Consider the following 25316-nt stretch of genomic DNA (forward strand, 5'->3'; position numbering starts at 1 on the left):
GTTAATGAATCATGCCACCGTCAGCGCCCGCTTCAACTTCTATCGTTTGTGCAATGGTTTTTCGTCCGATCAACAATACGCAAAGTGCAAGTAACGAGGAACCTGCCATGGCGGCCGTCATAGGCAAAGTGGATGGTTCTTCAAATAAACTGATCGCCACCGAAATTAACGCACCCATACCCATTTGAATGGCACCCATCAGAGCGGAAGCGCTTCCGGCATTTTTGGAAAAGGGCGCCAGGGAAAGTGCGGCCGCATTCGGGTTTGTAAGGCCGATGCAGCAAAGGAAGAGGAATAACAGAACGATCGTGGGTGCGAGTGTCAGCAATCCGTTAAAGGAAGCAAAAACCAGTGTAAAACTGACAATCAACTGGCAGATCAAAGCTGTGTTGATAATTTGCTCACTTTTATATTTTCTCAGGAGCAGCGTGTTAAACTGACTTGCGCCAATAAATCCAACCGATAACAATGCGAAAATCCAGCCATAAACTTTTTCATCCGTGTGAAATACTTCCATAAAAACCAGTGGCGAACCGGAAACATAGGCAAACAACCCTGAAAATGCGATGGCGCCGGTAAACGAATAAGTATAAAACTGAGGCTCACGGATTACAGATAAGAAGTTGAGGATGATTGGCCGTGGTTTCAGAGAAAGAGATGTGTCGGGTTTGAAACTATCCGGGAGCCACAACACCGTCGCCGCCAGAATGGCCACACCCATACCTGTAAGGATCAGAAAAACAACTTGCCAGCCGAATGCCGCCGTGACATAACCGCCCAGCGTGGGTGCGATCATGGGTGAAGCACCGACCACAAGCATCAGCAGAGAGAATACTTTTGCACTGTCTTTAACCGGAAAAAGATCCCGAACCATGGCCACAGAAGCCACCGCCGCTGCACAACTCCCAATGGCCTGAATAAAACGCATGACAATCAGCATGTCGATGCTGGTTGAAAGTGCACAGCCCACCGAGGCAAGGATGTAGACGGTTAACCCAATAAAAAGTGGCTTTTTTCTTCCAAATCTGTCCAGCAACGGCCCGTACAGCAATTGCCCTGCGGAAATACCAATAAAGAAACCTGACAATGAAAGAGATACTTTGGAAGCGGTTGTATGCAGGTCTTTTGCAATGGCCGGGAATCCGGGGAGGTACATATCAATAGAAAAAGGACCCAGTGCAGTAAGGCTTCCTAATATCAAAATCAGGAAGAAATATGTTCTATTATTCATTTTTTAAAATGTATTATTTTTTGTTTAAAGTCTATTGCAGAAAAAAAATCTAGTTAACCGGAATTTACTTGTAGATTAATGTTGTTAATTTGTAGAATTAGTTGTAACATGTTGTTTATGAGTTATTAATTAGTTGTAGAAGTTAAACTAACTGTTAACTTTGATACCTTAATTACGAATCTCAACAATGAAAAGCGATATAAAAACGGTATCTCTTAAATCTTTTGCCTGGACGATAACCCTAATTTTAATACTAGCATCTTTTGTATTTTTAACGCTGATCACCAATTCAAAGTCAGATATTGTTCAGCATAATATACGTGTCCTGCAAAATGGCGATAACAATTACCGCCGGATAGATACCTGTATTTCCGTTTTATACGTGGCGGAGAATAACAGCAGGCTGTACGCGATTACCGCTGACTCCCAATACCTGGATAAGTACACAACGCAGATGAAAACAGTTTCATCGATCCTGACTCAATTTCAGGAGGAGAAGAAAAAACAGTCATTTTTTTCCAGTTTGTATCTTCCTGAGTTGCTATTGAGCAAACAATTGAAAAACGAGGAGTTTATCTCTCTGAAAAAAATGGTTGACAGCCTGCTTACATTTCAGGCACCTAAAAAAGTGCTGGAATTACCGAGAAACAGCAAACCTTTTACTGTCAAAACAATCAGGAAAATTGCAAAGACGGATTCGGTTGCAATTACGCCTGCAAAGGTGAAAAAGAGGTTATGGAGAAGACTGGTTGAAGCGGTTTCCAATAAATCGGACGACAGCAGCAATGTGAAGGTGAGGGCGATGAGATCTTATCTGACGATCGAAGACTCGCTCGCGCTGGTCATGCGAAAATCGGAATATCAGAGTGCGAAAATGATTCAGGGGAATCTCGAACTGGCGCGTATCAGACTGAATAAGGCTGAGCTTGAGTTGCTTGGAATTAACAATCGAATATTTTCAAACCTTCAGTCGGCGTTGAAAGCGTTGCGAAATGAAGAGGTGAACAATGTGGAAACGTTGAGAATGTCATTATTATTACAGACTTCCGATAAAATGGCAGAACTTAATCAGCTGTCGTGGGGGAACATCGCTGTGGTGCTGATATTAACGCTGATGATCATCTGGAATATCATCCGGTTATATAAAAGTGAACGTACAATCCTGGAATACAGTAACCTTGCTGTGAAATCAGCGAAACGAAAAGGCGATTTTCTATCACATGTCTCGCACGAAATCCGAACGCCGCTTAACGCCATCATCGGTTTTTCACGACAGATCGGTGAGGAAAAACTAACACCGGAGCTACGTTCAAAGGTTAAGGCAATCAGAAATTCTTCTGATGTGCTGTTGATGCTCGTGAACGAGATCCTTGATTTTTCCAAGTTTGAGAGTGGTAAGATCAAGCTGATCATTCACCAGTTCCACCCGCTTGAAATGCTGCAAGGCGTGGTAAGTATGCTGTCGATACTGGCTGATAATAAGGAGATTAAATTGACTGAAAAATTTGAACTGGATGCGAAGCTCATGCTCAATGGAGATGATTTTCGGTTGAAACAGGTTGTTATTAATCTGCTTACGAATGCGATTAAATTTACGCCGGTGCGCGGGCAGATCAATATCCACGCCGTATTTGAGAAAACAGCGGATAAAGAACAGGGGATATTGAAAATTATGGTACAGGACAGCGGGGTGGGTATTGCCAATAAAAACCTGAAAAAGATTTTTGAAGATTTTACGCAGATTGAAACACCGGACGATCCGTCGAGGGAATTAGGAACCGGGCTTGGTCTACCGATCAGCAAAAGAATTGTAGATCTTTACAAAGGGAGTATCAGCGTAAAAAGCGAGCTAGGGAAAGGGTCTGTTTTTACGGTCGAAGTGCCTTTGGATATCGCGAAAGCCGTAGCAGTTGTCAACCATGAACAGACGGATCTGCCTGTCATCGCTTCTCTTTTAAAAAATAAGAGAATTCTGCTGGTTGATGATATAAAGATCAATTTGCTGATGTTAAGCCGGTTTATGGATAAAAATGCCGTACGATACGATCTTGCGTCGGATGGCGAAGAGGCTTACAAATTATTTAAATCAGCTCAGTATGATCTGATCATTACGGACGTGCAAATGCCGAAAATGGATGGCCTTCAATTGACAAAACTGATCCGGGATGATGAAGACAATAGAAAATCAGCAATCCCTGTTATCGGCTACACCGGAAATGTGTCAGAGGAAGAAAGATTGAAATGTTTGAGCATAGGGATGAATGATTTATTGGCAAAACCTTTCACAGAGAATGATCTGATAGAGGTTTTGACCCGGGTTATTTTTTAATTATTTTCACAGGAAGCAACTTGTAACGCAGGAAACACATCTGCTTTACAGCCATGAAAATTTTATAATTTTAAAGTACCTATATGCACAACCGTTCTATTCCCGCTTTCTTATTCTTTCTCCTGCTTGTCACTCAGAGTTTTTCACAAACCGGTATTTTATCGACTGGTGTGAAAGGTGTCATTAAAACTAAAAAGGGAGAACCTCTTCCGTTTGCCGCCATTGTGGTGAAAGGTACCGATATCAGTACGATTTCTAATGAAGAAGGCAAATACCAGCTCGATCTTAAACCGGGTTATTATGAGATTATCTTCCAGTACCTCGGGTTTAAAACAGGGCAGAAAGCTTTTACCATTGAAAACAGGATGGAAACTTTTGACCTGACCATGGAAGAGCAGGCCTATAATCTGGGCGAGGTGCGGATCGGGAATAAAGGTGAAGATCCGGCTTATACCATTATGCGAAGGGCCATTGCAAAAAGCCGTTATCATTTTTTGCAGGTGGAAAGTTATACGGCCAAAGCCTATTCGAAATCATCCTTTGTGATCACTGACCTGCCCCTGGAATTTCTGTACAAAAAGGAATTGAAGGAAATGGAAAAGGAGTCGAACTTTAAAAAGGGCGTTCCTATTTTAAATGAGAGTGTTTCGGAGGTAACTTTTCGTCAGCCGAATTCGTATAAACAGCGGGTAATCGCGGCGCGGAACAGCCAGGATAAAAGCTTTGCCAACGCGAACCAGTATTTTCTGACCAGTTTTTATCAGCCGGAAGTGGTAAAAGCCGTGTCTCCATTATCGCCGCGGGCTTTTACTTATTACAAGTTTGAATACGAGGGGAGCTTTCGGGAAAACGGTGTTGAAATCAATAAGATCAAAGTAACTCCGAGATCGTATGGAGAGGGCGTTTACCGAGGGACTATTTATATTACCGAGAATTTGTGGAGTATTTACAGTCTGAATCTACAAACGGTCAATACTGGTTTTAATATCGAAATCAAGCAGGTTTATAGTCCCGTACAGGGTGTTTGGATGCCGATAAATCAGCAATTTCATGTAAACGGAGGGATTTACGGTATCAAGGGAAAAGGTGATCTGGTTATTTCACAGACTTTTTCCAAACTGAAAGTTAACCCGGCTTTTCAGGCAGATATTGTTGTTGTTGACGGTAAGAAAGAAAAAGAAGAGGCCAGGAAAATTGGCTTGTCGTCGCGAGAGATCAAGTCTCAGAAACTGGAAGAGGTGGTGAGCAAGCAGAAAGAATTTTCTGCCAAGAACCTCAAAAAGCTGATGAAGGAATATGAAAAACAGGATCTGAAAAAGAAAGAGGAAAAAGGAGAGGATATTGATCTGAATTTTACCAGAAATGATTCCACCTCGGTGGATTCGATGGCAGGCAACAGGAGTATGGCTTTCTGGGATTCGATTCGCTCGGTTCCGTTGACGGTCGCTGAGGTGAAAAGTTATAACAGACTGGACAGCATTATCGTCATGAAAGAGGGTACGCAAGAGCAGCGTGACGGCCTGATCATTGCCAAAGCAGACACTACCAAAAAGAAAGGAGGCTCGGATTTTCTTGGTAATCTGCTGACTGGACATACGTTTCGTTTAGGCAAAAAAAGCCCGTGGAGGCTGGAATACGTCAGCCCGCTTTTGGGGTTGCAGGTTAATACAGTGGAAGGTTGGGTGCTGAATGGCGGAGGTTTTAAACTGAAATATAAAAAAGGCAGCCAGCCGAAAAAGGAAACAGACGAAATCCATATTTCCGGTAACGGAGTGAAAAGATATACTGTCAGGGATCCGGGAACATGGACTTTTAGCGGATTAACGCGTTATTCATTTGCCCGGGAGAAGTTGTTTGCAACCGGCGTTGTGGATTATAACTGGAAGCAAAATGCAATTATGATGTCGGGTGGAAAAACGGTGTCGCAGTTTAACGCTGAAAACCCGATGCATCCGATCCTCAACAGTTTGACGACGTTATTTCTGGAAAGAAATTTTATCAAGATCTATGAGAAGAACTTTGTCAGACTGGATTTTAGAACCAGTCGTGAAAATGAGCATTTTGAATTGAAAGCAAACATCGAATACGCCAACCGTCGGGCGTTGTCCAATAGAAGCAACACCAATCCTTACAGCTGGATTGACTGGAAAAAAAGGACATTTACCTCCAATATTCCTGTTAATGAGGAGCTGGCAGATGAATCCGGTACCAGGCTTACCGACAAACTGGGGCAACGGGCATTAACGGTGGGCTTGTCGGCCTATTACAAACCATGGCAGAAATACCGTACGCAAAAGGGAAAGACAACATTTTATGATGACGATTCACCAAAACTTTCGGTCAGTTACCGGAAGGGGATTGATGTTTTTGGGAGCGACGTGAATTTTGACTTTGTGCAGGTGGGAATAGCACATGGATTTGATATCGGTGTGCGAAGCAAGTTAAGTTATAAAGTGGCCGCCGGTGCATTTTTAAACGGCAGAAATGTGCAGTTTCCGGATTTTCAGCATTTTGCAGGGAACCAGTTTTTCTTCCAGTATGGCGATCCGGTTGGAACATTCCGGATGCTCGATTATTATCGTTACAGTACTTCGGAGCGATTTGTGGAAGCACACGCATTGGCCGAGTTACGTAAATTTTTGCTCACGCAGATTACCTGGTTCCGGATTATGGGGATTAAGGAGAACTTTTTTGCGCATTACCTGGGCACGCCCGACTCGAATCATTATGGAGAGCTGGGTTACGCGCTGGATGTTGGCATTCGTTTTCCTTTCCGGGTAGAGGTTGCTAACAGTTTTGAAGGTTTTAAATACAAACACACGGTGTTCCGAATTGGCACGACGATGAATTTTTCTTTTGGAAAAAAATAATATCCCGGCGTCGGGATTAGTCTAAAAAGTAAAACTCAACTTTTGGGAACAGGCTCCTGAAAGTTGAGTTTTTATATTTTGAATGAAAACAGAGTTAAACCGGATTACATTTTCTGTACAAACATCGTTTTCAAAACCATTACGGTTTTTTCTACTTTGCCTTCAATTTCTTCCTCGTCATCGGTAAGACGTATATTTTTAACCACCGTTCCTCTTTTCAACGTGGTGGACGAACCCCTAACTTTTAAATCTTTGATCAACTTTACCGAATCGCCTTCTGCAAGCAGTGTGCCGTTGCTATCTTTAACTTCCATGAATTTTTTATTGATTGGAACAATGTTCAATGTGGCGCAAAGGTAAGGAAAACCGTGAAGATTGGCTTTCCTGAACTGGTCGGAAGGCGGATAACTGACATAAATCATATTTGTGTACATAAAAAAGCTGCTGCCGGAACCGGCAACAGCTTTTATCCTGGAAATATATTCCCTACGCGTCCAGAGCTTCGCGCAATGCTTTTGCAGCAGCAGCAGGATCTGCCGCACCATAAATAGCCGCACCTGCAACCGCAACTTTTGCACCCGATGCCTTTACAGCAGCGATGTTGCTCAGTTTAACGCCACCGGCAATAGAAACCGGCACACCCGCACGTGACGCTTCGTCAATCAAAACCTGGATGGAATAACCCGGTTGCGCCTGTTCGTCCAGACCTGCGTGTAATTCTACAAACTCCACGCCGAGTGCAATCACTTCCTGTGCACGTTTTACGCGGTCGGCCACGCCGATGGTATCCACGACAACGCCTTTTCCATGCGCCTTCGCAGATTTAACGGCACCAAGAATGGTGGCGTCGCCGGTTGCACCTAAAATCGTAATTAAATCTGCGCCTGCTCCAAAAGCCATATCAGCTTCCAGTTCACCTGCGTCAGCTGTTTTGAAATCTGCAAAAACCAGTTTGTCCGGAAATGCTTTTTTCATCGCGGTAATCACCGCCAGACCTTCGCTTTTGATAAGCGGTGTTCCCAATTCAATGATATCGATATAAGGAGCAACTTTTGTTGCCAGTGCAATTGCATCTGCCGTTGTCAATAAGTCTATCGCGACTTGTAATTTAGCCATTGTTTTATTTATTTAAATTATTGGTATTCAGTTTATTGTTTGATTATTCGAGATTTGCATGCCGCTGCCAGAGTTCTTCTGCCGGTGTTCCGTCCATTTGCCATAACGTTTGGATGATCGCGTCGGTAAGCAGCAATACGGATTGTTCGAACAGGCTTCCGGCGTACTGTCGGGATATGGTGGCCCCATGATCCTGTTTCTGGGCTGCCGGGAGCATGGCAACATGATCTGATAATTTTGCAAGCGGCGATGTCACGGAAGTGGAAATGGTAATCACCTTTGCACCGACGGCGACCGCTTTTTCGGCGGCTTTTACAATGGTACCCGTAGTTCCGGAGCCAGAGCCTGCAATGAGCAAATCGTTATTCCTGATCGCAGGTGTCGTTGTTTCACCAGCCACAAAGACCGTAAATCCCAGATGCATGAGCCGCATGGCAGCGGCTTTCAGAGCTAAGCCAGTTCTTCCGGCCCCTACTATAAAAATGCGGTCGGCATTTTGGATGAAAGGGATGATATCGGCAACCTGATTAAAATCAATTTCTGTCGCCAGCTTGGTGTTTTCAGCCAGAATCATTTTCAGATTATTCTGTAAATCAGTGGCTAAATCAATATTTGTTATGGTACTCATGATCCAATTTTTATCATGTTGAGAAAGTCAGAGATAATTCTCGTTGGAAGAGATCAGTCTGATTCCTTTTTGTTCGTTCAAATGTGCGGATACAAATTCCTGTAAAACCTGTCGGCAAAGTTATGGCAGGCGGGAAGGGAAGACGTTACACAATCGGCGCGATATGTTGTACTATTTGCTAATGATTATTTATTCGATTGCATAATCTGCTAATTTTGGTATCTAATTCGGAATATGGTATTCGGAGGAGAAAATCCGGGAGAATTTTAGAACGAAAAAAATGGAGGAGAACAACCTGAGTATTGAGCTTAATAAGACACTCATTTATATAAGAAATCTGGACAATTGTCCGCCAAGTTATCTCAACGATCCCAGCCGAAAGGAGTTTTTTGAGATTGTCTGGCTGAAAAATGAGGACGCTTTGCATACGATTAAAGGCAATGAATATCCGTTGAAGGGCGACTGGATTTATCTGATACCGCCGTACCGGGTGCATCAGTTAAACAAGGCAGGGAAAAAGGGAATTCTGCTCTCGTTCAAAAGAGATATTCTGGACGACGATGTCAAAGAGTTTTTGCTCGACGTTTTCAAAATATTCAATATTCAGGGAGAATTTTCGTGCCTTCAGATCAGCGATGAAACGGCCATTCAGTTGGGCAAGGTATATCAGTTGCTCGAAGAGGAATATCAGAGAGAAAACAATAGCCTGGTGATCATTAAGGCTTTGCTTAAGGTGTTCTTATTGCAGTTGGTAAGGATCAAGGAACATAACTTTACCGTTCAGGACATTAACCAGAAGCGGGTTTACGAGTTTATGGTTTTGCTGGAAATGAACTATCAAAACGTCAGGAACACGGATTTTTATGCCGGAAAACTCGGGATCAGTTCGAAAAGGTTAAACCAGATTTTAAAAGAAAAACTGGACAAAACCGGTATGCAGCTTATACATGACAGAATTGTGCTCGAAGCCAAAAGGCAGATTATCCATAGTGAAAATACGATAAAGGAAATTGCCTATGACCTTGGCTTCAAAGATCGTCCGTATTTCAGCCGTTTTTTCAAACAGCATACGGGATTGTCACCGGAACAGTTTCAAAATGAGGCGAAAGCACATATTGTAACCAAGTTCAATACCTTATTTTGAGGGGCTAAACGTTACCCCTCAAAATAATTTTATCCGGTGTGGGATACTCCAATAATTTAGTGAAATCCACCTTCCAGAAATCCAGGTCCAGTAAATGGTTTTTGTCGTCTTTTGTCAGGGTGATAACTACCGGTGTTTCGTCGGAATCAACATATTCCACCTGGATTAAGTCGCCGTCATAAGCTGAAACATCGCCTCCGAGACTGATGCTTCCCATTTTTCCGTCTTCATACTCATCGACATATTCGTCGACGGGGTAGTCGTCAGGATTAAGGTTAAGTTGTTTTAGCAGAAATGTTATAAGGTCTTTTTCGTTTTGACGAATTGCTCTTTTCTCTCTCATTTTTTAATCTCAATATCAGGCCAGTTTCTTTTCCTTATTTCTCCATTGTTCGGCTTTTTTGCCAACGAACCAAAAAGAAATCGCAAGTATAGCAAAGAAAATGCCTTTGTTCGTTCTGTCCCAGAAATACTCAAAATAACGGGTGTAAATGTTAAGGAGAAAAAAAACGAGGCCCATATCACGGAGCACATCGTTTTTTGTTTTGAAAGCATAGGTGATAAGTGCCGCCAAAACGATGGTATAACCAACCGACCAATACCACAAAGTTCCCTGCCTGATGGCCGTCCACCGATCCAGGTCATCATAATTTCCAAAGATGGAAAGGGTCCAGGCTGCCAGCAAAAATAAGAATAAGCCGATGGAATAGGTAACGGTTGAAAAAGGCTTGAGCCCTTCGATCTTTTCAACAATCCATGAAAACGCCCAGATTACCAGTCCGAAAAGGGTCATGTTTAACGGGTAATTCATCCCGGCGAACCGATACGCCCCGCCAGTCCAGAAATAGGTCTGGGCGCCCCACCAGCCGGCTAATGTAAGCAGCATGACGGTCCACAAAAGCTGAGCACCGAGATAGGCCGCGGAGACGAAATAGACAACGGCGGCAATCAATAATGGTCTGGCATAATTGCCCTCGAAATAAGCGAAACTTCTGGTCCAGTAGGCAATGGCGATGGCCACACTGAGGATGATCGTGATGGTATAGGTTTCATTGCTGGCTCTGGCGGTCGGGTGTTTGAGCTTTCTTCTTTTGGCCAAGATCACAAAAACTACGGCAACCAGCGAAAAACCAATGCCCACAACAGTTTCCGAAAAACCCCATTTGTTACGTAATAACTCGATCCATTTTTCATCAATAACCAGGGCTCCGAAAGCCAGCAAACCACAGGAAACGGCGGAAATGAAAGCGTACCAGGTAATTGTATCGACATTTGAATCACGAAGCTGATAACTGTTACGCAGGTCGTCAGCGAGCTCCTGAGATACTTTGCCCGAATCCTGCCAGAACTGAATTGCGTTGCTGATAACGGCAGCCTCTTTTTTATCTACTTCCATTTAGTTGATGATGTGTTTCTTATACGTGTGTCGTTTTTTTGCTGAGATATGTGCCCTCAAATATACCTTTTTTTAATTTTTGTTATCAATATTGTGCCTGTTCACGGAAATTGGTTTTGGTGTAAAAAAAGAGAAGTCAACTTTTCAAAAGTTGACTTCTGAGACTTATTTAAAGCAAGTTTAAGATCTATGTCCAAATAAGAGTGTTTCCAATTCTTGTTTGGTCATCCCGAAATGGTCCGAAATGTTTTTCAAAATTTTGTTTGCTGTGCCTTCTTTCAACGGTTTATGATTGGGTATCGTTTCCAGATGATTACCATTTCGAACTGTTTTTATTCTGATATGACTACCTTTCTGGCGCACCACCGAATAGCCGAGATGGCAAGTCTTTTTACAAGATCTTGCCCTGTAATGTTTTTAGGGATCATTGCATGTTAGTGTGTGTTCTTCAGGCAATCTAAATTTCAAAAACTTCCTCTTTTACAAAATGTAAGCGGACAGTTTTGGGCATATCTTCTATGTTATCGTAATGGCATTCCAAAGCATCTTTGATCATTAGTTTTAGCTCTTCAATGGAATTTCCTTCTGTGATAATCTGCTCGTTATCTGAGATGTGTGCTTCTGCTACAAAGCTGCCGTCTTCTTCCTGCTCTACAACGAAAACTATTTCCTGCATGTCGTTTGCTGTGTGAGATGTATTATCAAATATACTTTTTTTATAAGGTAATAACAAGGGTCAGATTTTCTGTAAAAGGAGATTTCTGGCAAAAAAAGAGAAGTCAAGTTTTCAAAACTTGACTTCTCTAGACGCCGGGGTTTCAGAAACCTGGCTTTTTTGATAACAAAATTATTCCGTATTACTTCAAGTTTGACAAAAATTCAACAACGTCTCTGATCTCTCTTTTTGACATAATTGAACCCATTGGAGGCATACTTGATGGCACATTGTCACGTTTCGCAATTCTGGCCACTGCAATTTTCAACGGCTCAGCTTCTGACGTTTTCAAAACCAGCTCATGATCATTTTCTTCGGTAAGAATACCGGCAGCGGTCTGACCGTCTTTAAGAGTAAGGACAACCATACCAAAACCAGGAGATAGTCTTGCACTTGGTTCGACCAATGCCTGTAAAATTTGCTCTCTGCTCAACGTTCCTCCGATTTTCGAAAGTGATGGGCCTACTGCACCACCCTGGCCGCCAATGGAATGGCAACGTACGCATTCTCCCTGCGAGCTGGTCATAAAATACCTGCGTCCCAATTGGGCATTGCCGCCATAAAGTGATTCCTGATAATCTGCTACGGTTGCTCCGTTTTTGCGCATAGGAGCCAGTTTTCCAATCAATACACTTGATTTTGTAGAATCCACAGCCTCGCCAAGATCAAGCGCCAGGTTATTGGAGAGTTCTTTTGAAGCCATTTTTGAAATCAGACCGTCAAAAATTGTTTCTGTTTTAGAAACCGGCAATCCTCCCAAAACGCGTAACATTTGCTGCTGTTCCTTCACACTTCCCTTTTCGAAAATCACTTTCGAAATATCCGTAAGGGTTTCTTTTGACATATTTACGCTGCCTACCAAAGCCAGAGCTGCCGTGCGGACATCAGCGTCAGGGTCGCTCATACCTTTTTTCATTGCCGACTCCATACCTGTATATTTCAGCGTATTGAGGGCGCCAAGCATCGAAGCTCTTACTTTTGGGTCTTTGTGATCATCAAGAATTTTCGCCAGCGCATCATTATTATCAGAAATACCCAGTTCGCCGAGCATTTGTGCTGTGGCAATTAAAATACTTGCATCGTCATCCTGTAACAATGTGCTGATCTGCGGTTTGATCTTGGCTTTTACCAACTCGGGGTTTCTGGTGATAACACCTCTGTAACGGCCGTCAACGCGGTCGAGCACGGATGGATTAGCCCAGCTTCCCAAAGTCGCCAGGGCTTCTGCCCGCAGCTCTTTATCTACGTCAGTTCTTTTAGCGAAAGCAATCAGGTCGTTAAGTTGTTCTTCACCTCCCACGCGGAGTGCAGCGTTGATGGCACGACGAAGTAAAGGCTCAGAAGTAAATCTTTTTTCTTTCAACGTGGCTGCCAAAGCAGGCAGTGCAGGAACAATGGACAAATCGTCGTTGATAGCGCGGGCTGCCTCGGTGGCGATGTACTCATCTTTATCCTGCAAAAACAAACTTACTTTGTCGCTGCTTAACCGGCGTAAAACCAGCACAGCTGCCAGACGAAGGGATTTGTCAGAATTATTTGCCAAAGCTACCATCGGCTCCACTTCACCGATGCGTGACAATGCCAAAACAGCGGCGTGTCTTAGATAAAGATCTTCATCTTTGTTCGCCTTGATCATATCCAGCAGGGGAGCTATCGCCTGTTTTTCGTGAATTCTTCCCAAAGCCTGTGCTCCGAAGAATTTGACACGAGGATTTTTATCGGTTAACAATGGAAGCAATAATGGACCTGCTTCTGAAATTTTGGCATCTCCCAATACTTTTGCAGCTTGTGCAATAATTTCGGGATCCGAATCCTTTAACAAAGTCATCAGTGTATTAGCATAAGCCTTATCCTGGCGGGCCAGTTGTCCAACGCCCCAGATTCCGTGCACGCGTGCCAGTTGATTTCCTGTTTGTGTAATGGCTTTATTCAGCTCAACGGCTCCTTTTGAACCACGAGATGCCAGTTCAAATTGTGATTTCAACCTGATTCTCATGTCAGGGTTCGACAGCAAAGTGAACAATAACGCTTCTGTTTGTTTTGAATAGTCCAGCTGCATCAGGCGTTTGGTCTCAATTCTAAGCGCCTTCAAGTCGTTTTTGCTATCAGTGACGTCAAGTTTCCAAACGCGACCGTAGTTTTTCGTATCCCATCCGTTGATCCAGTCGGCCACGTACAATGCACCATCCGGACCGAAACGAATACCTGTTGGCAAAATGCCACTCAGAATGTTTTTTTCGCCATCCAGTACGAAAGAGGCACCTTTTGGTTTTAAACCAAATGACCAGATTGGTGAACGTGCCGGGTTTCCAACAAACTCAACCAGGAAAAATTTGTTTTTCCATTCCGATCCCAAAGCGGTTCCTGGGTTGTACTGCATACCCGTAGGCCCGTTGTGGAAGTTTTGGATCGGAGGAATGATATAAGCAGCCTGTCCATCCCAACGTGGCACGTACAATTTTTCGTCCATCCAGACTTTATAGCTATTGTTCTTCGGGTCAGTATATTTTCCATACTGCCAGTTTGAACGCCAGCCTGCGTCAGAACCTTCCACGACGTGTACCAGACGCTCGCTTTCGCCAGGATGGTCACCATCGTTATCCGAGCTGATCAGGTTTCCGTATTCGTCAAAAACAAATTCATGGGTATTTCTTAAACCTCCCGCAAATATTTCGAAATCACTTCCATCCGGGTTTGAACGGGCAATGATCCCTTCATTCGGACGGCTATGATTAACACCTTCTTTGGTGGTGATGTTTGCACCAATATCACCGATGTTCCAGTAAATTTTTCCGTCAGGTCCCTCAATCGGGTTTGACATGCCGTGGCCGCCAAAACCGATATGTACGCCATATCCGTGGCTGATGGAAGTTTTTTCATCCAGGATGCCATCACCGTTGTTGTCTTTCAAACGCCATACATCCGGTGCTATAGCTACAAAAACATCATTTGCCCGAACCAATAAACCTCCGGCAACATCGGAAACTTCTTCAAAGAAATCGCTCAGAATACGCATCGATACGTCGGCGATGCCGTCGTTATCCGTGTCTTCCAAACGCCAAACTTCATCTTTTTCAACCGTCAGGTCTTTCCAGTCGTGAGAACCATCACCGTTCAAATCTTTGAGCCAGTTGTTTTCTTTGCTTTTGGCAGGATCAAAAGTGCTGCGTAAAAATGCCCGGCGGTCTTCAACGGATTGAAGCGCTATGGACGGTGTCATCCAGTTGCGGTGTCCGCGGATATCAAATTCCGAATTTTTTTGTCTGTTTGTCCTGTTCAGATATACTCTTCCCCTGTTATCTATGGCGATCGCAACAGGGTCGGGGGCGAGAGAATCAGATGCCCACAGGTCAAGTTTTAGCCCATCAGCAATTTTAACAACAGTGTTTTCACGGATTTCTTTGGATCGGGCTTTTGCCGTCGCGGCGTCTTCCTTGACAACCAGCGGTTTGCTCGAAATTTTCGAAGCCGTTGGAGCCATTTTCATACAGGAAACAACTACAACAGCGGTAAGAGCCAGAAGCGGGAGTGGTTTTCGTAAAAAGTTCTTTGGGATCATCAGGTTGAATTACTTTTTGATATGGAATTACGTCTTAGTCTTGAAAGACTAAATGTAAGTGAGAAAAGAGTTAAGAGGAAGAAAAGAATCTTTTTTACTGATAAAAATGAGAATGAGTGTTGGGGAGGTGGAATATTCGGTGAGTGGAATGAGTCTAGGTAGGGTGAGATAGAGAAGTCAAGTTTTCGAAACTTGACTTCTCTGGACGATGACCAGGTTTCCGCCCCACCCATGCAAAATCAGAGATTAACAATAATTGATTACTGTATGCCGATAAATGACAAATACATCGAATCATTCTGCGCAACTACCTTTTTACACGTAACCTGTAAGGCGGTAGGCAACGTCCTGCTTTTCAGAAATGACGAAAATCGCCGGTATTTTCTAAAAAAATATGCGGAGTATAGTTGTGGATATTTAGAGACATATAGTTATATCTTGTTGAGTAATCACGTTCATTGGTTAGTGAAAACTGTTTCTGAGGAATCATTATTACATTTTCTCCGGGGCATACCTCTTATCGACCGTAAATCACACCAAAAAAAATACCTTAAAAAAGAGATAAGCTTCGAAGAGGCAGTCGAGTTTCAGATGAAAGATTTTTTTATTTCATATGCGATGTCGTACAACAAAAGATTCAATCGTAGTGGAGCATTATTTTTAAATCCATTCAGGAGAGTAAAAGTGGAAGACGAACAACATTTTACACAGATTATTGTCTATCAGCATGCCAATGCATTGAAACATGGTATTTCGACAGATTTTGCAAATTATCTTTGGTCTTCTTACCGCTCTCTATTGTCTGAAAAACCGACAATTTTGAAGAGGGACGAGGTGTTAGGATGGTTTGGCGGGAGACAGGGGTTCGTTGCAGCACATTGTGAAATGAGTGAATATTATTATTCTCATCCTAATGCGATAGAATAATGTTTTTGGGGTATGAGAGGCCTTTAGAGAAGTCAAGTTTTCAAAACTTGACTTCTCTAAAACATCAAAACAATTCCAGCTGTCCTCCATTCCCTTTCGGCTTCTTAGCTTTTCCCATAACCGTCCGCCCTTCGTATTTCCAGGCGTTGTTTCGCTCCTCCTGAATCAGGTCGTCGAACCGGTTATTGGGCTGGAAATCTTTTTCCAGCTGAGCCGCTACTTTGGACAGATTTTTGAGTGCATCCGATTTATCATGATCACCCAGCCTGGATTTTTGTACAGCCTTGTCCAGAATCTGGATGGATTCATCGTAAATGGTTATCGGAACGGGGAAGGGATGACCGTCCTTACCTCCATGTGCGAACGAAAAACGGGCAGGATCTGAAAATCTTGAAGGGGTTCCGTGAATAATTTCACTCACCAGTGTTAGCGACTGGATTGTTCTGGGACCAACTCCTTCCAGCAACAATAGCGATTCCATATCTTGAACGGGGTTATCGTGTGCCAAAGCCAGCACGGACCCTAGTCTTTTTAAATTGACATTTTCAGCACGGACGTCATGATGTTCCGGCATAATCAGTTTTCTGACCTCACGCATGATTTTATCAGGATTTTCTGCGGTGAGCTCTAAAATCCCCGAACGTGTTGGCGCTGCGGCTTTATCAGTCAGGTTTAAAATTTTTCCCTGATTCTGACCATAAATAAAAGTATGAGGTTCTTCAATAAATGATTTTATACTCGGAGAATGCCAGTGGTAACGGCGCGCCATTCGCTCATCCGGATTCATACCTTGTTGAACAACGGCCCAGTTTCCTTCCTTTGATACGATAAAGGAATGCAGATAAAGCTGAAAGCCATCCTGAATGGCTGTGTTATCAACTTTGGCGGAAAGGCGGCTGTTATGGACCAGAAGATCCCCGTTTAACCCTGTTTTATTGGCAATAGCGATTAATTCAGCGGGTGTCTGCCGGGATTGTTTGCCTCTTCCCCCGCAAATATAAATTCCCAGGTCGGCCGATCTTTTGTTAACTGATCGTTTCAAAGCGCCCATTACAGAAGTTGTGATTCCGGAAGAATGCCAGTCCATACCCAGAACACAGCCCAGCGACTGAAACCAGAAAGGATCACTCATTTTTTGAAGTAAAACATCCCTTCCGTATTCTATTACAATGGATTCCACAATGGCGCCACCCAGCAGGCTCATTCTTTGAGCCAGCCATTCGGGCACTCTTCCATAGTGCAAAGGCAAATCTGCATGTCCGCTTTTCATAGAAGTGTAAGTTACTCAAAATAGTGAAGACGTAGAAAAACAGAAACCATAACTACGGTAGAACAAACCCGAAGGAAATCAGTTTTTTTAATTTTAAGGAAGACAAGAGCAAAACAAGGGCGATATTTGCACAAATATTTTACTGAAAAATTTAAAATCTGACAATGATATGACCAATAACGATATCCTTAAAAAGTTACGTGTAGCGCTTCATTTGAGAAATGATGAAATAATCAAAATTCTGGCACTGGTTGACTTTAAAGTAACTGCAAGTGAATTAGGCGCGTTATTTCGTAAGGAAGGCCATGAAAATTATAAGCCATGCGGCGATCAGCTCCTTCGTAATTTCCTGAACGGATTGATCATCCACATGCGCGGACCCTCTGCGGACGGCAAGGTTAGAGACGAGGAATAATTAGAAAAGAATCGATATTAACGGGAAGTAAAAGCTTCCTGATGATATCATTTTTTATATCTTTGAGTTCAACGGGTATTGTTTAGAGGTAAATTATCCCGTCGGCTCGTTGCCTTACATGCTAAATAACTTAATAAACATCCAATGTTAATTCAGGTAATTATTACCCTAGTCCTAGTTCTATTGAATGGTTTTTTTGTAGCTGCCGAGTTTGCTATTGTAAAAATAAGAGCTTCTCAACTTGAACAAAAGGCGCAGGAGGGTAATAAAATGGCCATTTTGTCCAAACAAATTGTGTCTAATCTGGATGGTTATCTGGCTGCTACTCAATTCGGGATAACCTTGGCGAGTCTTGGACTCGGTTGGATCGGAGAGCCGGTTGTGTCCAAGATATTGATCAGTGGAGTAGAATTGATCGGTATTACGCTGGACCCGGTTCTCGCACATCAGATTGCCCTGCCAACAGCATTTGCGATTATCACCGTACTTCACATTGTTTTTGGAGAACTTGCTCCCAAATCCATCGCTATTCAGCGCCCTGAGGCCACAACTTTGTTCTTGTCTTATCCCTTGCATGGATTCTTCATCGTGTTCCGCCCGATTGTATGGATTTTGAACGGCATTGCCAATTTTATATTAAAAGGTATTGGTATCACGCCAACCCATGGCAGTGAAGTGCACAGCAGTGATGAATTGCGTTATCTTGTCCAGCAGCAGAAAGACAGCGGGATGATCGAAGCGGCAGATTATGACCTTATTAAAAACGCATTTAATTTTTCTGAGCGTATAGCAAAGCAGGTTATGATACCGAGAACCAAAGTCGTTGGTGTAGATATCAATGATTTTACCGAGGCCGATCTTGAAAAGGTTTTGGAGGAAGGTTATTCGAGAATCCCGGTTTATGAAGATTCGATGGATCAGATTGTCGGTGTGCTTCATCTGAAAGATTTACTGATGAAGATGAGAAAAGGCAGTGAAATAATACTTTCTGAGCTTGTGAGGCCTATATCCATGGTGCCGGAGTCAAAACCGATCGGAGCTATTTTACGTGATTTTCAGTTGAGCCGCCAGCAAATGGCGGTTATTGTCAATGAATACGGCGGAGTGGAAGGTATCGTTACCATGGAAGATATTCTGGAAGAACTGGTTGGGGAAATTCAGGATGAATATGACAACGAAACGCCTATCGTTAAAAATGAAAATGGCAATTATCTGGTATTAGGCTCCGCTTCTCTGAGTGATATCAATGAGCATCTTCCTACGGACATCTTCAAGGAAGGCGATTACGAAACGCTGGCCGGTTTTCTGATTTCCAAGTTTAACAGAATTCCGTCGATCGGTGAAAAAGTGCGGACGAAAGATTATGAATTTATGGTCATGAAAAAACAGCGGAGCATGATATCACTTGTGCAGATTACTGCGTTGGAAGATTAGTATTCCGGCCTGGAATTTAACCCGTTGCGAATGGTTTTTTGAAAATATCAGCCACAATAATATCATAGCGCCATGAAAATTTATTCCGTGATTGTAATTGGAACGGTCTTTTTGCTTAGCCTGCCCGCACATGCGCAGAAGAAGCAACAGAAGGAAAGCTTTCCGACTTATGAGCAGATCATGCCGAAGTTTTCAGAAATGACCGATCACGGACTACCTTCCAAAACACAGACTTATGAGTCACCCGACGGGCAGGTCTCGACATTTAATGAGGTAAATGCCAACGGTACGGCCAGGTTTGTAAGAACAGAGATGGTCGTTATTCCAAACGGAAACCGCGATAGTACAGATAAGGAAAAGAAAAAATCAGGAAAAAGTGCTTCTCAAAAAACAGATAATAAACTGAAATTAAAGGAGTAGGCGCAGAGTAATTTTGGAATGTTTTATCAGCCGTTGTTATATACCTTTAAAATGGGTTCTCTTAGTTTTTGTCCACTGTTGCTCAATACAAAGGCAATAGTCTCCGCAATGTCTGACGGTGCAATCCATTTGGTGAAATCGGCATCCGGCATAGCTTCGCGGTTTGGAGGCGTGTCAATGATGCTGGGAACGATGACCGTAGCGGTGATATTCTTTGATTTTCCCTGGGCGTTAATAAATTCGGCCATTTTAAATATCAGCGATTTGGAAAGCGCGTAGGCAAAACTCCCTTGTCCCTGATCTGCTTCCAGTGCCGGCCTGGCGCCGATAAAGATAAACTGACCGCCGCCATTTGCTTCAAAATGGGCCATTAAAGGTTTAACCAAATGAAAGGCGGTGAAAAAATTTACTCCAAACATTTTTTCAATCAAGGCATCGTCGGTTTGTGCGATATCTCCCATGGCAAAAGCACCCGCCAGGAATATTCCTGCCTGAATGGTTTTTGCTTTCGATAGCGTCTGATCTACAAAGTTGAGCGAAGCTTCGTTGTCCAGTAAGTTTACAGCCTGAGCGCTTACATTTTCAAAATCATCAAACATCCCGGGATTTTTGGAACCGGACGTCACATAAAGCTTATTGCCGTTTTCTGAAAGTCGTTTTACAACTTCTTGGCCAAGATTTCCGGAAGCGCCGCTGATGATGATGTTTTGAGACATGATTTGATGAATTTTGTTGAGGTATGTTGAATGTGAAAGAAACTTGCCGGAGGAAAATCAGGGAAGTTAGGTTTGCAAACGGAGAAGTCAAGACTGGGCGTCCCCCTTTGCAAATCTTGACTTCTCTGATGCAGTATCTAAATTCATTCGTTTTCTCAAAAATAATGAGAAAACGGCCTATTTATTCAAAAGATCAATCAGGAACTTTCTGAAAGGCTCGGCGAATTCTTTTCTTTTCAACGCAAACTCCACAGTCGTTTTCAGATAATCGAGCTTGTCGCCGATATCGTGACGTTTTCCTTCGATATGATGTGCGTAGATATTTTCACGTTTCAAAAGCAACAACAGCGAGTCAGTCAGCTGAATTTCATTGTTTTTTCCTTTTGGCGTTTGTTCAATCGTATTGAAAATTTCAGGCGTCAGGATGTAACGTCCGGCAATGGCAAGATTGGAAGGAGCCAGGTCCAAAGCCGGTTTTTCAACCAGTGTGCTCAGTTCGAGGATTGTGTCGCTTAGAGAAGTTCCGCCGACGATACCATAACGATTTACTTTGTTGGCAGGAACCTGCTCAACGGCAATCACCGATCCGCCATACTGCTCGTAAGTGTCCATCAATTGTTGTGTAACAGGAATCACAGAATCCATGATCGTATCGCCCAGTAATACCGCAAATGGCTCATTGCCAACATGATGTCTGGCGTAATAAATAGCGTCTCCCAATCCGTTTGCTTCTTTCTGGCGAACAAAATGTACGTTAGCCATATCAGCCAGACGACGCATTTCATTAAACCAGATCATATCTTCTTTTTCTTCCAGACGGGATTCCAGTTCCACGTTGCGGTCGAAGTGATCTTCGATGGCACGTTTCCCTTTTCCTGAGATAATCAGAATATCTTCAATACCCGAATCAACGGCTTCCTGCACCACATATTGAATGGTTGGAATGTCAATGATCGGCAACATTTCTTTTGGCATCGATTTTGTTGCCGGCAAAAAACGGGTTCCAAGTCCGGCAGCAGGAATTACAGCTTTACGAATCATATATTTTTAGGTTTTAGCTATTAGCGGTTGGGCGTTAGTGCGTGACTAACAACTGTTCAATTATAATTGATTATATATTTTATAAAAGTGTTTAGGTGACGAGCTAATAGCTAACCGCTAAAAGCCAACAGCTCTGATCAAACTACAAATGGCTTAATGACTCTCGCGTTATGTTTTTTTAGTTTGACGAAAAGCTGATTCAGCATATCGTCGTCTTTATAAATTCCGATAATTGTTCCGCCCGACCCGGCAAATTTTGCTGATGCACCGCAGGCCCTGGCCTCGTTAATCAATCTTTTGTTGGAATCCGGAACGTTATAAATCTTGCAGCGAAGATCGAAATTCTGGTTCATCAGTTCGTGCAGGTCGTCGGGCCTTTCTTCCAAAAGTGCGGTGTAACCTTCTTTGGCTTTTTGTCCGATTTGTCCGAGCACGTCGATAACTTCTTTTTCACCACGGTCAAATCTTGCGCGTACATCGCTGTGCACCTTCCCCGAAACCTTGCTGAGATTTGTGTTATAGGCTACGTAAAGTTTCGGAAGCAAAGCAGGGTTAATGCGCTCGTACAAGCCGTGGCCCTGTTTTTCGATCAGAGATTTATCGAAATCCATGTAAACGCAGCCTTCGTAACACTGAATAACCCGGTCCTGTAAACCGGCAGCAATACCAAGTTCCTCGGTCTCAGAAACCATAACCAGCTGCGGCAGGATTTCAATTGGAATTTCAACTTTGTAGAATTGCATCAATGCCCGGAAAAGTGCCACGACAATCGCACTTGAGCCGGACATGCCTACCTGGCGCGGGATGGAAGAGCGATACCTGACCGTAAAATTCCGGTTTGGCAATTTGATATGGTGATCCTCGCAGAAATCTGCGAACTTTTTGATACCTGCTTTGATCAGCGGAATACCGCCGTTATATCCGAGCATGCTCACAGAATCGCGCAGATGAAAAATGCTGCGGAACGTGCTGCCATCCTGTGGTTCGGGCTCTATGTGAAGCTCGGGAGACTCGTATAATGAAATGGATGCTCCGAAATTTCGGACTGAAATTGATATTGTTTTTCCAAAAAAACCATCAGAAGGATTTCCCAGCAGCCCTGCCCGGGCGTAAGCGCGCGTTTCAATTATCAATGTAAATCTTTTTTTGCGTCAAAAATAGTAACTAATTGACGACGCATCACACTTTTGTCCCTTAAATTAATGCAACGGTTATACACTTAAAATTTAAGCAGGCAGTAGGGCCTTGTAAAGGACAAAATAACGGGCAACAAAAAAGCATCCGGAAGTCGTTAATTACTTCCGGATGCTTCGTCAAGCTGTGGTTAACCCAAATACTATGCTTGTTTGATCAACTGAATGTTGATTACCAGTTTGATTTCGTCACCAACTACCACGCCACCTGCTTCGGTTGTTGCACTCCAGCTCAATCCGAAAGCTTTGCGGCTGATCTTTCCTGTAATTTCAAAACCAGCTTTGTTCTGGCCATAAAAGTCGGTCATCGCACCACCATATTCGGCATCCAAAACTACCGGATTGGTAACACCTTTGATTGTCAGATCCCCTTTAAGCTTGTAGGTATCATCACCTGTTTTTTCAAGTTCAGTTGAAGAGAATGTCAATTTAGGATAGTTTTCAGCGTCGAAGAAATCTCCTGAGCGAAGGTGTTCGTCACGTTGTGCCTGATTGGTATCGATACTTGCAACGTCGGCAGAGAATTTGATATCTGCTGTTGTCAAATCGTCACCGTCTGTTTCAGCAGTTCCTTCGAAAGTTTTGAAAGAACCTGTCACGGTAGAAATTACAAGGTGTTTTACTTTAAACTGAATTTCTGAATGCGTTGGGTCAATAACCCATGATGTTTTAGTTGACATATGATATTTTGTTTGAATTAGTATGTTTCTACATTTAATGTATATACATGTAAATGTCAGAAAAAGTTTTCTTTAACACAAAAAAAAGTATCAATCTTTTTTGATTGATACTTAAAGTGTTGAAAATAAGATATTTACTTGAAAATATTTTTTCTATTCTTTTGGCATAGCAAAAATATTTTCGTCAATTTTTGGATTGATTTCCAGTGACTTGATCTTCATCGCCATGGTTGCTCCCGGCATAGCAGAGGTTTCTACTTCTGAGGTAAAGGGATAAGTGATCCCGTCGATATGCCTGAAATCCGATTGTGTGTTTTTTGATTCGACCTCCTGACCGTTGACGTTTACCTTGGCAACGGTTTTCAAAATGTAATAGGTATCTTTTGAAATGTAATTTGTCCGCTTCGCACCGTTTTTAAGATTGACAGTAACCTTGAAAACTTTTGCGCCTGCCATGTCTTCTTCGCCGTCCAAAGTGAGGGTCTGGCCTTTTTCTTTGTAGTTGTATAACCCGGTTAGATCCGTTTCGGCAGAAAGGGATTTGACAACATCGTCGGGCAGGGCAGTGGCTTTAAGCTGACCGGCCATTGGGTTTATCGCCCAGCCTTTGTCGTTGTCGATAACCTGGATGATGGTTGATCCCTGAACGGTTGTTTCACTTCTGAATCCGCGCTGCTGTACAATGGTTGTGGTGACGGGTATCTGCATATTCATCACTTCCATTTCGGCCGATATCTTTATGCTTTTAAGTTTTGACAATTTGTCCGCACCACCCATCGCGGTGATATGTTTTGCTACGATTTCGTCCAGTGTCTGGGCAAATGAGGATGTACATATTCCCGAAATGACAAGGACGACGAGTGATTTTAAATATGTGGATTTTCGCATGAGCGCTAGTTTTGATGAGCCGTAAAACTAGGAAATATTAATTTAAAACTAAATGATGTCGGTTGAGCGGCCTTTCTTTACTATGCGCGGTGATTTAAATAGTGTTGCCGGACGACGGGATTTATATTGTGTTTTTTGCGTCTGTCAAAAGACGGAATTTTGAAGTTTTTATACCCGTCGGATGGCGGAAAAAGCCATCCGACGGGCAGCTCGTTCCGTCCGACGGCTTTTCTGCCGTCGGACGGATAATTAAAAAGAGCGGTATGATCGTTACCTGATCAAGATTTACGTCGTTGGATGGGTAGCAAAAGGTGAGGCCCGGTAACCGGGATTTATTCAAACTTTGAATAAAAAAAACGAACGAACCATAAATGATCCGCTCGCCAAAAATATATAAGATTTTATACTAACTACGCACTTTTCAAGGCTTCGGCACCCCCAACGATTTCGAGGATCTCGGTTGTAATAGCAGCCTGACGGGTACGGTTGTAAATCAGTTTCAGCTCTTTCAAAAGCTCCTGAGCATTTTCAGTTGCCTTATCCATCGCAGTCATACGTGCACCTTGTTCAGAAGCGTTAGATTCCAGAACGGCACGGTACAACATTATTTTCAAAGATTTTGGAATCAATTCAGCAAGAATTTCTTCCTCATTTGGTTCAAATATATAGTTAACCTCCGGTGCTTTCGCCTGCTGAGCAGAAGTGTCGGCAACGATCGGTAAATATGGATCCGTGTGGATAATTTGCGTAGCAACGTTTTTAAATTCGTTGTAAACCAGGTCAACCACATCATATTTTCCTTCAGAGAAGTCCTTCATGATTTTTTCGGCTGCTTCTTTTACATTGACAAATTTAAGTCTTGTAAACAAATCTGTAAAAGTTGTGTTCACCACAAAGCCTCTGCGGCTGAATGCTTCTGCACCTTTTTTACCGATTGCAAATATCTCTACATTTCCTTTGCTTGCCTGCACTGAATACTTTTCGTTGATCAGCTGCAAGGTAGCCTTGATGATATTGGTATTGAAAGCACCGCACAATCCACGATCGGAAGTAACGACAACGATCAATATTTTTTCAGCCGCGCGTACTGACTTCAATGGGCTGTCCACTGAGCTTTCAGAACCTGCGGATACTGTTGAAAGCATTTGACCTAGCTTTTGGGCATAGGGACGCATTTGCAGGATATTATCCTGAGCCCTGCGCAATTTAGCAGCTGCCACCATTTTCATGGCTTTCGTGATCTGCTGGGTTGAATTAACCGATACAATCCGGTTACGTACTTCTTTTAAGCTTGCCATCTTAGGGAAATTAAATGCGGTCCGCCTGAGGTAATCAATAAGTTAA

At 43.0% G+C, this 25316-nt stretch carries 23 protein-coding genes; 7 read left to right on the forward strand and 16 right to left on the reverse strand.

Going from position 1 to position 25316, the window contains the following annotated elements:
* Window position 1 precedes the first annotated feature (1 nt).
* Window positions 2–1231 (reverse strand): multidrug effflux MFS transporter, encoded by a 1230-nt coding sequence (locus M1L62_RS22325; protein ID WP_254561845.1) that lies wholly within the window; start codon window positions 1229–1231, stop codon window positions 2–4.
* A 187-nt stretch (window positions 1232–1418) separates the two neighbouring features.
* On the opposite strand from M1L62_RS22325, the gene M1L62_RS22330 reads away from it, so the two are divergent.
* Complete coding sequence (locus M1L62_RS22330; RefSeq protein WP_254561846.1) at window positions 1419–3560, forward strand: response regulator; 2142 nt, start codon at window positions 1419–1421, stop codon at window positions 3558–3560.
* 83 nt (window positions 3561–3643) lie between these two features.
* Window positions 3644–6430 (forward strand): DUF5686 and carboxypeptidase regulatory-like domain-containing protein, encoded by a 2787-nt coding sequence (locus M1L62_RS22335; RefSeq protein WP_254561847.1) that lies wholly within the window; start codon window positions 3644–3646, stop codon window positions 6428–6430.
* 104 nt (window positions 6431–6534) lie between these two features.
* Here the strand turns inward: M1L62_RS22335 and M1L62_RS29625 are convergent, their stop codons facing one another.
* Genes M1L62_RS29625 through hxlB form a run of 3 tightly spaced genes read right to left on the reverse strand, consistent with a single transcriptional unit; the run spans window position 6535 to window position 8174 of the window.
* On the reverse strand, window positions 6535–6975 hold the full coding sequence (locus M1L62_RS29625) for an alkylphosphonate utilization protein (protein WP_310589997.1): 441 nt from the start codon (window positions 6973–6975) through the stop codon (window positions 6535–6537).
* Complete coding sequence (gene hxlA, locus M1L62_RS22345) at window positions 6917–7546, reverse strand: 3-hexulose-6-phosphate synthase (protein WP_254561848.1); 630 nt, start codon at window positions 7544–7546, stop codon at window positions 6917–6919. Before hxlA ends, M1L62_RS29625 begins: the two co-directional genes overlap by 59 nt.
* Window positions 7547–7589: 43 nt before the next feature.
* Window positions 7590–8174 (reverse strand): 6-phospho-3-hexuloisomerase, encoded by a 585-nt coding sequence (hxlB, locus tag M1L62_RS22350; protein ID WP_254561849.1) that lies wholly within the window; start codon window positions 8172–8174, stop codon window positions 7590–7592.
* A gap of 280 nt (window positions 8175–8454) precedes the next feature.
* On the opposite strand from hxlB, the gene M1L62_RS22355 reads away from it, so the two are divergent.
* Entirely contained in the window at window positions 8455–9318 is an 864-nt protein-coding gene (locus M1L62_RS22355) for a helix-turn-helix domain-containing protein (protein ID WP_254561850.1), read from the forward strand.
* 4 nt (window positions 9319–9322) lie between these two features.
* Here M1L62_RS22355 and M1L62_RS22360 read toward each other — a convergent pair whose 3' ends face one another.
* The 5 genes from M1L62_RS22360 to M1L62_RS22380 all read right to left on the reverse strand — a co-directional run bounded on the left by M1L62_RS22360 (window position 9323) and on the right by M1L62_RS22380 (window position 14988).
* The gene (locus M1L62_RS22360; RefSeq protein ID WP_254561851.1) at window positions 9323–9661 is read right to left on the reverse strand and encodes a DUF6984 family protein; all 339 of its coding nucleotides are present in this window, start codon (window positions 9659–9661) and stop codon (window positions 9323–9325) included.
* A gap of 15 nt (window positions 9662–9676) precedes the next feature.
* Window positions 9677–10714, reverse strand: a complete 1038-nt coding sequence (locus M1L62_RS22365; protein WP_254561852.1) for a hypothetical protein — start codon at window positions 10712–10714, stop codon at window positions 9677–9679.
* A gap of 180 nt (window positions 10715–10894) precedes the next feature.
* Window positions 10895–11080 (reverse strand): type II toxin-antitoxin system HicA family toxin, encoded by a 186-nt coding sequence (locus tag M1L62_RS22370; RefSeq protein WP_310589998.1) that lies wholly within the window; start codon window positions 11078–11080, stop codon window positions 10895–10897.
* 91 nt (window positions 11081–11171) lie between these two features.
* Window positions 11172–11390 carry a type II toxin-antitoxin system HicB family antitoxin gene (locus tag M1L62_RS22375; protein WP_254561853.1) on the reverse strand — a complete coding sequence of 73 codons (219 nt, stop codon included), beginning with the start codon at window positions 11388–11390 and terminating at the stop codon, window positions 11172–11174.
* Window positions 11391–11571: 181 nt separating this feature from the next.
* Complete coding sequence (locus M1L62_RS22380) at window positions 11572–14988, reverse strand: HEAT repeat domain-containing protein (protein WP_254561854.1); 3417 nt, start codon at window positions 14986–14988, stop codon at window positions 11572–11574.
* A 465-nt stretch (window positions 14989–15453) separates the two neighbouring features.
* On the opposite strand from M1L62_RS22380, the gene M1L62_RS22385 reads away from it, so the two are divergent.
* Window positions 15454–15915 carry a hypothetical protein gene (locus M1L62_RS22385; RefSeq protein ID WP_254561855.1) on the forward strand — a complete coding sequence of 154 codons (462 nt, stop codon included), beginning with the start codon at window positions 15454–15456 and terminating at the stop codon, window positions 15913–15915.
* Window positions 15916–15979: 64 nt separating this feature from the next.
* Here the strand turns inward: M1L62_RS22385 and M1L62_RS22390 are convergent, their stop codons facing one another.
* Complete coding sequence (locus M1L62_RS22390) at window positions 15980–17185, reverse strand: DUF763 domain-containing protein (RefSeq protein WP_254561856.1); 1206 nt, start codon at window positions 17183–17185, stop codon at window positions 15980–15982.
* Between the two features lie 169 nt (window positions 17186–17354).
* Here M1L62_RS22390 and M1L62_RS22395 point away from each other — a divergent pair, with 169 nt between their 5' ends.
* The 3 genes from M1L62_RS22395 (at window position 17355) to M1L62_RS22405 (ending at window position 19454) form a co-directional block, all read left to right on the forward strand.
* On the forward strand, window positions 17355–17600 hold the full coding sequence (locus tag M1L62_RS22395) for a DUF1456 family protein (RefSeq protein ID WP_254561857.1): 246 nt from the start codon (window positions 17355–17357) through the stop codon (window positions 17598–17600).
* Between the two features lie 144 nt (window positions 17601–17744).
* Window positions 17745–19034: a hemolysin family protein gene (locus M1L62_RS22400; protein WP_254561858.1), complete on the forward strand. Its 1290-nt coding sequence runs from the start codon at window positions 17745–17747 to the stop codon at window positions 19032–19034.
* Between the two features lie 72 nt (window positions 19035–19106).
* Window positions 19107–19454 carry a hypothetical protein gene (locus tag M1L62_RS22405; protein ID WP_254561859.1) on the forward strand — a complete coding sequence of 116 codons (348 nt, stop codon included), beginning with the start codon at window positions 19107–19109 and terminating at the stop codon, window positions 19452–19454.
* Between the two features lie 26 nt (window positions 19455–19480).
* On the opposite strand, the gene M1L62_RS22410 is transcribed toward M1L62_RS22405, so the two are convergent.
* The 6 genes from M1L62_RS22410 to atpG all read right to left on the reverse strand — a co-directional run bounded on the left by M1L62_RS22410 (window position 19481) and on the right by atpG (window position 25270).
* Window positions 19481–20170, reverse strand: a complete 690-nt coding sequence (locus M1L62_RS22410; RefSeq protein WP_254561860.1) for an SDR family NAD(P)-dependent oxidoreductase — start codon at window positions 20168–20170, stop codon at window positions 19481–19483.
* 177 nt (window positions 20171–20347) lie between these two features.
* Window positions 20348–21211, reverse strand: coding sequence for a UTP--glucose-1-phosphate uridylyltransferase GalU (gene galU, locus M1L62_RS22415; protein ID WP_254561861.1), 864 nt, complete (start codon window positions 21209–21211; stop codon window positions 20348–20350).
* A 137-nt stretch (window positions 21212–21348) separates the two neighbouring features.
* The gene (locus M1L62_RS22420) at window positions 21349–22344 is read right to left on the reverse strand and encodes a mevalonate kinase family protein (protein WP_254561862.1); all 996 of its coding nucleotides are present in this window, start codon (window positions 22342–22344) and stop codon (window positions 21349–21351) included.
* Between the two features lie 203 nt (window positions 22345–22547).
* The gene (locus M1L62_RS22425; RefSeq protein ID WP_254561863.1) at window positions 22548–23084 is read right to left on the reverse strand and encodes a YceI family protein; all 537 of its coding nucleotides are present in this window, start codon (window positions 23082–23084) and stop codon (window positions 22548–22550) included.
* Between the two features lie 153 nt (window positions 23085–23237).
* Window positions 23238–23972 (reverse strand): outer membrane lipoprotein-sorting protein, encoded by a 735-nt coding sequence (locus M1L62_RS22430; RefSeq protein ID WP_254561864.1) that lies wholly within the window; start codon window positions 23970–23972, stop codon window positions 23238–23240.
* Window positions 23973–24382: 410 nt separating this feature from the next.
* Complete coding sequence (gene atpG, locus M1L62_RS22435) at window positions 24383–25270, reverse strand: ATP synthase F1 subunit gamma (RefSeq protein ID WP_254561865.1); 888 nt, start codon at window positions 25268–25270, stop codon at window positions 24383–24385.
* Window positions 25271–25316: the final 46 nt, after the last annotated feature.

The sequence above is a fragment of the Dyadobacter diqingensis genome (genome assembly GCF_024220585.1).
In the GTDB taxonomy this organism is placed as follows: domain Bacteria; phylum Bacteroidota; class Bacteroidia; order Cytophagales; family Spirosomataceae; genus Dyadobacter; species Dyadobacter diqingensis.

What these genes read in the sequence shown, in the direction of transcription:
- M1L62_RS22325 (WP_254561845.1), bottom strand. Translation starts at nt 1,231, where the DNA reads ATGAATAATAGAACATATTTCTTCCTGATTTTGATATTAGGAAGCCTT.
- M1L62_RS22330 (WP_254561846.1), top strand. Translation starts at nt 1,419, where the DNA reads ATGAAAAGCGATATAAAAACGGTATCTCTTAAATCTTTTGCCTGGACG.
- M1L62_RS22335 (WP_254561847.1), top strand. Translation starts at nt 3,644, where the DNA reads ATGCACAACCGTTCTATTCCCGCTTTCTTATTCTTTCTCCTGCTTGTC.
- M1L62_RS29625 (WP_310589997.1), bottom strand. Translation starts at nt 6,975, where the DNA reads ATGGTGCGGCAGATCCTGCTGCTGCTGCAAAAGCATTGCGCGAAGCTC.
- hxlA (WP_254561848.1), bottom strand. Translation starts at nt 7,546, where the DNA reads ATGGCTAAATTACAAGTCGCGATAGACTTATTGACAACGGCAGATGCA.
- hxlB (WP_254561849.1), bottom strand. Translation starts at nt 8,174, where the DNA reads ATGAGTACCATAACAAATATTGATTTAGCCACTGATTTACAGAATAAT.
- M1L62_RS22355 (WP_254561850.1), top strand. Translation starts at nt 8,455, where the DNA reads ATGGAGGAGAACAACCTGAGTATTGAGCTTAATAAGACACTCATTTAT.
- M1L62_RS22360 (WP_254561851.1), bottom strand. Translation starts at nt 9,661, where the DNA reads ATGAGAGAGAAAAGAGCAATTCGTCAAAACGAAAAAGACCTTATAACA.
- M1L62_RS22365 (WP_254561852.1), bottom strand. Translation starts at nt 10,714, where the DNA reads ATGGAAGTAGATAAAAAAGAGGCTGCCGTTATCAGCAACGCAATTCAG.
- M1L62_RS22375 (WP_254561853.1), bottom strand. Translation starts at nt 11,390, where the DNA reads ATGCAGGAAATAGTTTTCGTTGTAGAGCAGGAAGAAGACGGCAGCTTT.
- M1L62_RS22380 (WP_254561854.1), bottom strand. Translation starts at nt 14,988, where the DNA reads ATGATCCCAAAGAACTTTTTACGAAAACCACTCCCGCTTCTGGCTCTT.
- M1L62_RS22390 (WP_254561856.1), bottom strand. Translation starts at nt 17,185, where the DNA reads ATGAAAAGCGGACATGCAGATTTGCCTTTGCACTATGGAAGAGTGCCC.
- M1L62_RS22395 (WP_254561857.1), top strand. Translation starts at nt 17,355, where the DNA reads ATGACCAATAACGATATCCTTAAAAAGTTACGTGTAGCGCTTCATTTG.
- M1L62_RS22400 (WP_254561858.1), top strand. Translation starts at nt 17,745, where the DNA reads ATGTTAATTCAGGTAATTATTACCCTAGTCCTAGTTCTATTGAATGGT.
- M1L62_RS22405 (WP_254561859.1), top strand. Translation starts at nt 19,107, where the DNA reads ATGAAAATTTATTCCGTGATTGTAATTGGAACGGTCTTTTTGCTTAGC.
- M1L62_RS22410 (WP_254561860.1), bottom strand. Translation starts at nt 20,170, where the DNA reads ATGTCTCAAAACATCATCATCAGCGGCGCTTCCGGAAATCTTGGCCAA.
- galU (WP_254561861.1), bottom strand. Translation starts at nt 21,211, where the DNA reads ATGATTCGTAAAGCTGTAATTCCTGCTGCCGGACTTGGAACCCGTTTT.
- M1L62_RS22425 (WP_254561863.1), bottom strand. Translation starts at nt 23,084, where the DNA reads ATGTCAACTAAAACATCATGGGTTATTGACCCAACGCATTCAGAAATT.
- M1L62_RS22430 (WP_254561864.1), bottom strand. Translation starts at nt 23,972, where the DNA reads ATGCGAAAATCCACATATTTAAAATCACTCGTCGTCCTTGTCATTTCG.
- atpG (WP_254561865.1), bottom strand. Translation starts at nt 25,270, where the DNA reads ATGGCAAGCTTAAAAGAAGTACGTAACCGGATTGTATCGGTTAATTCA.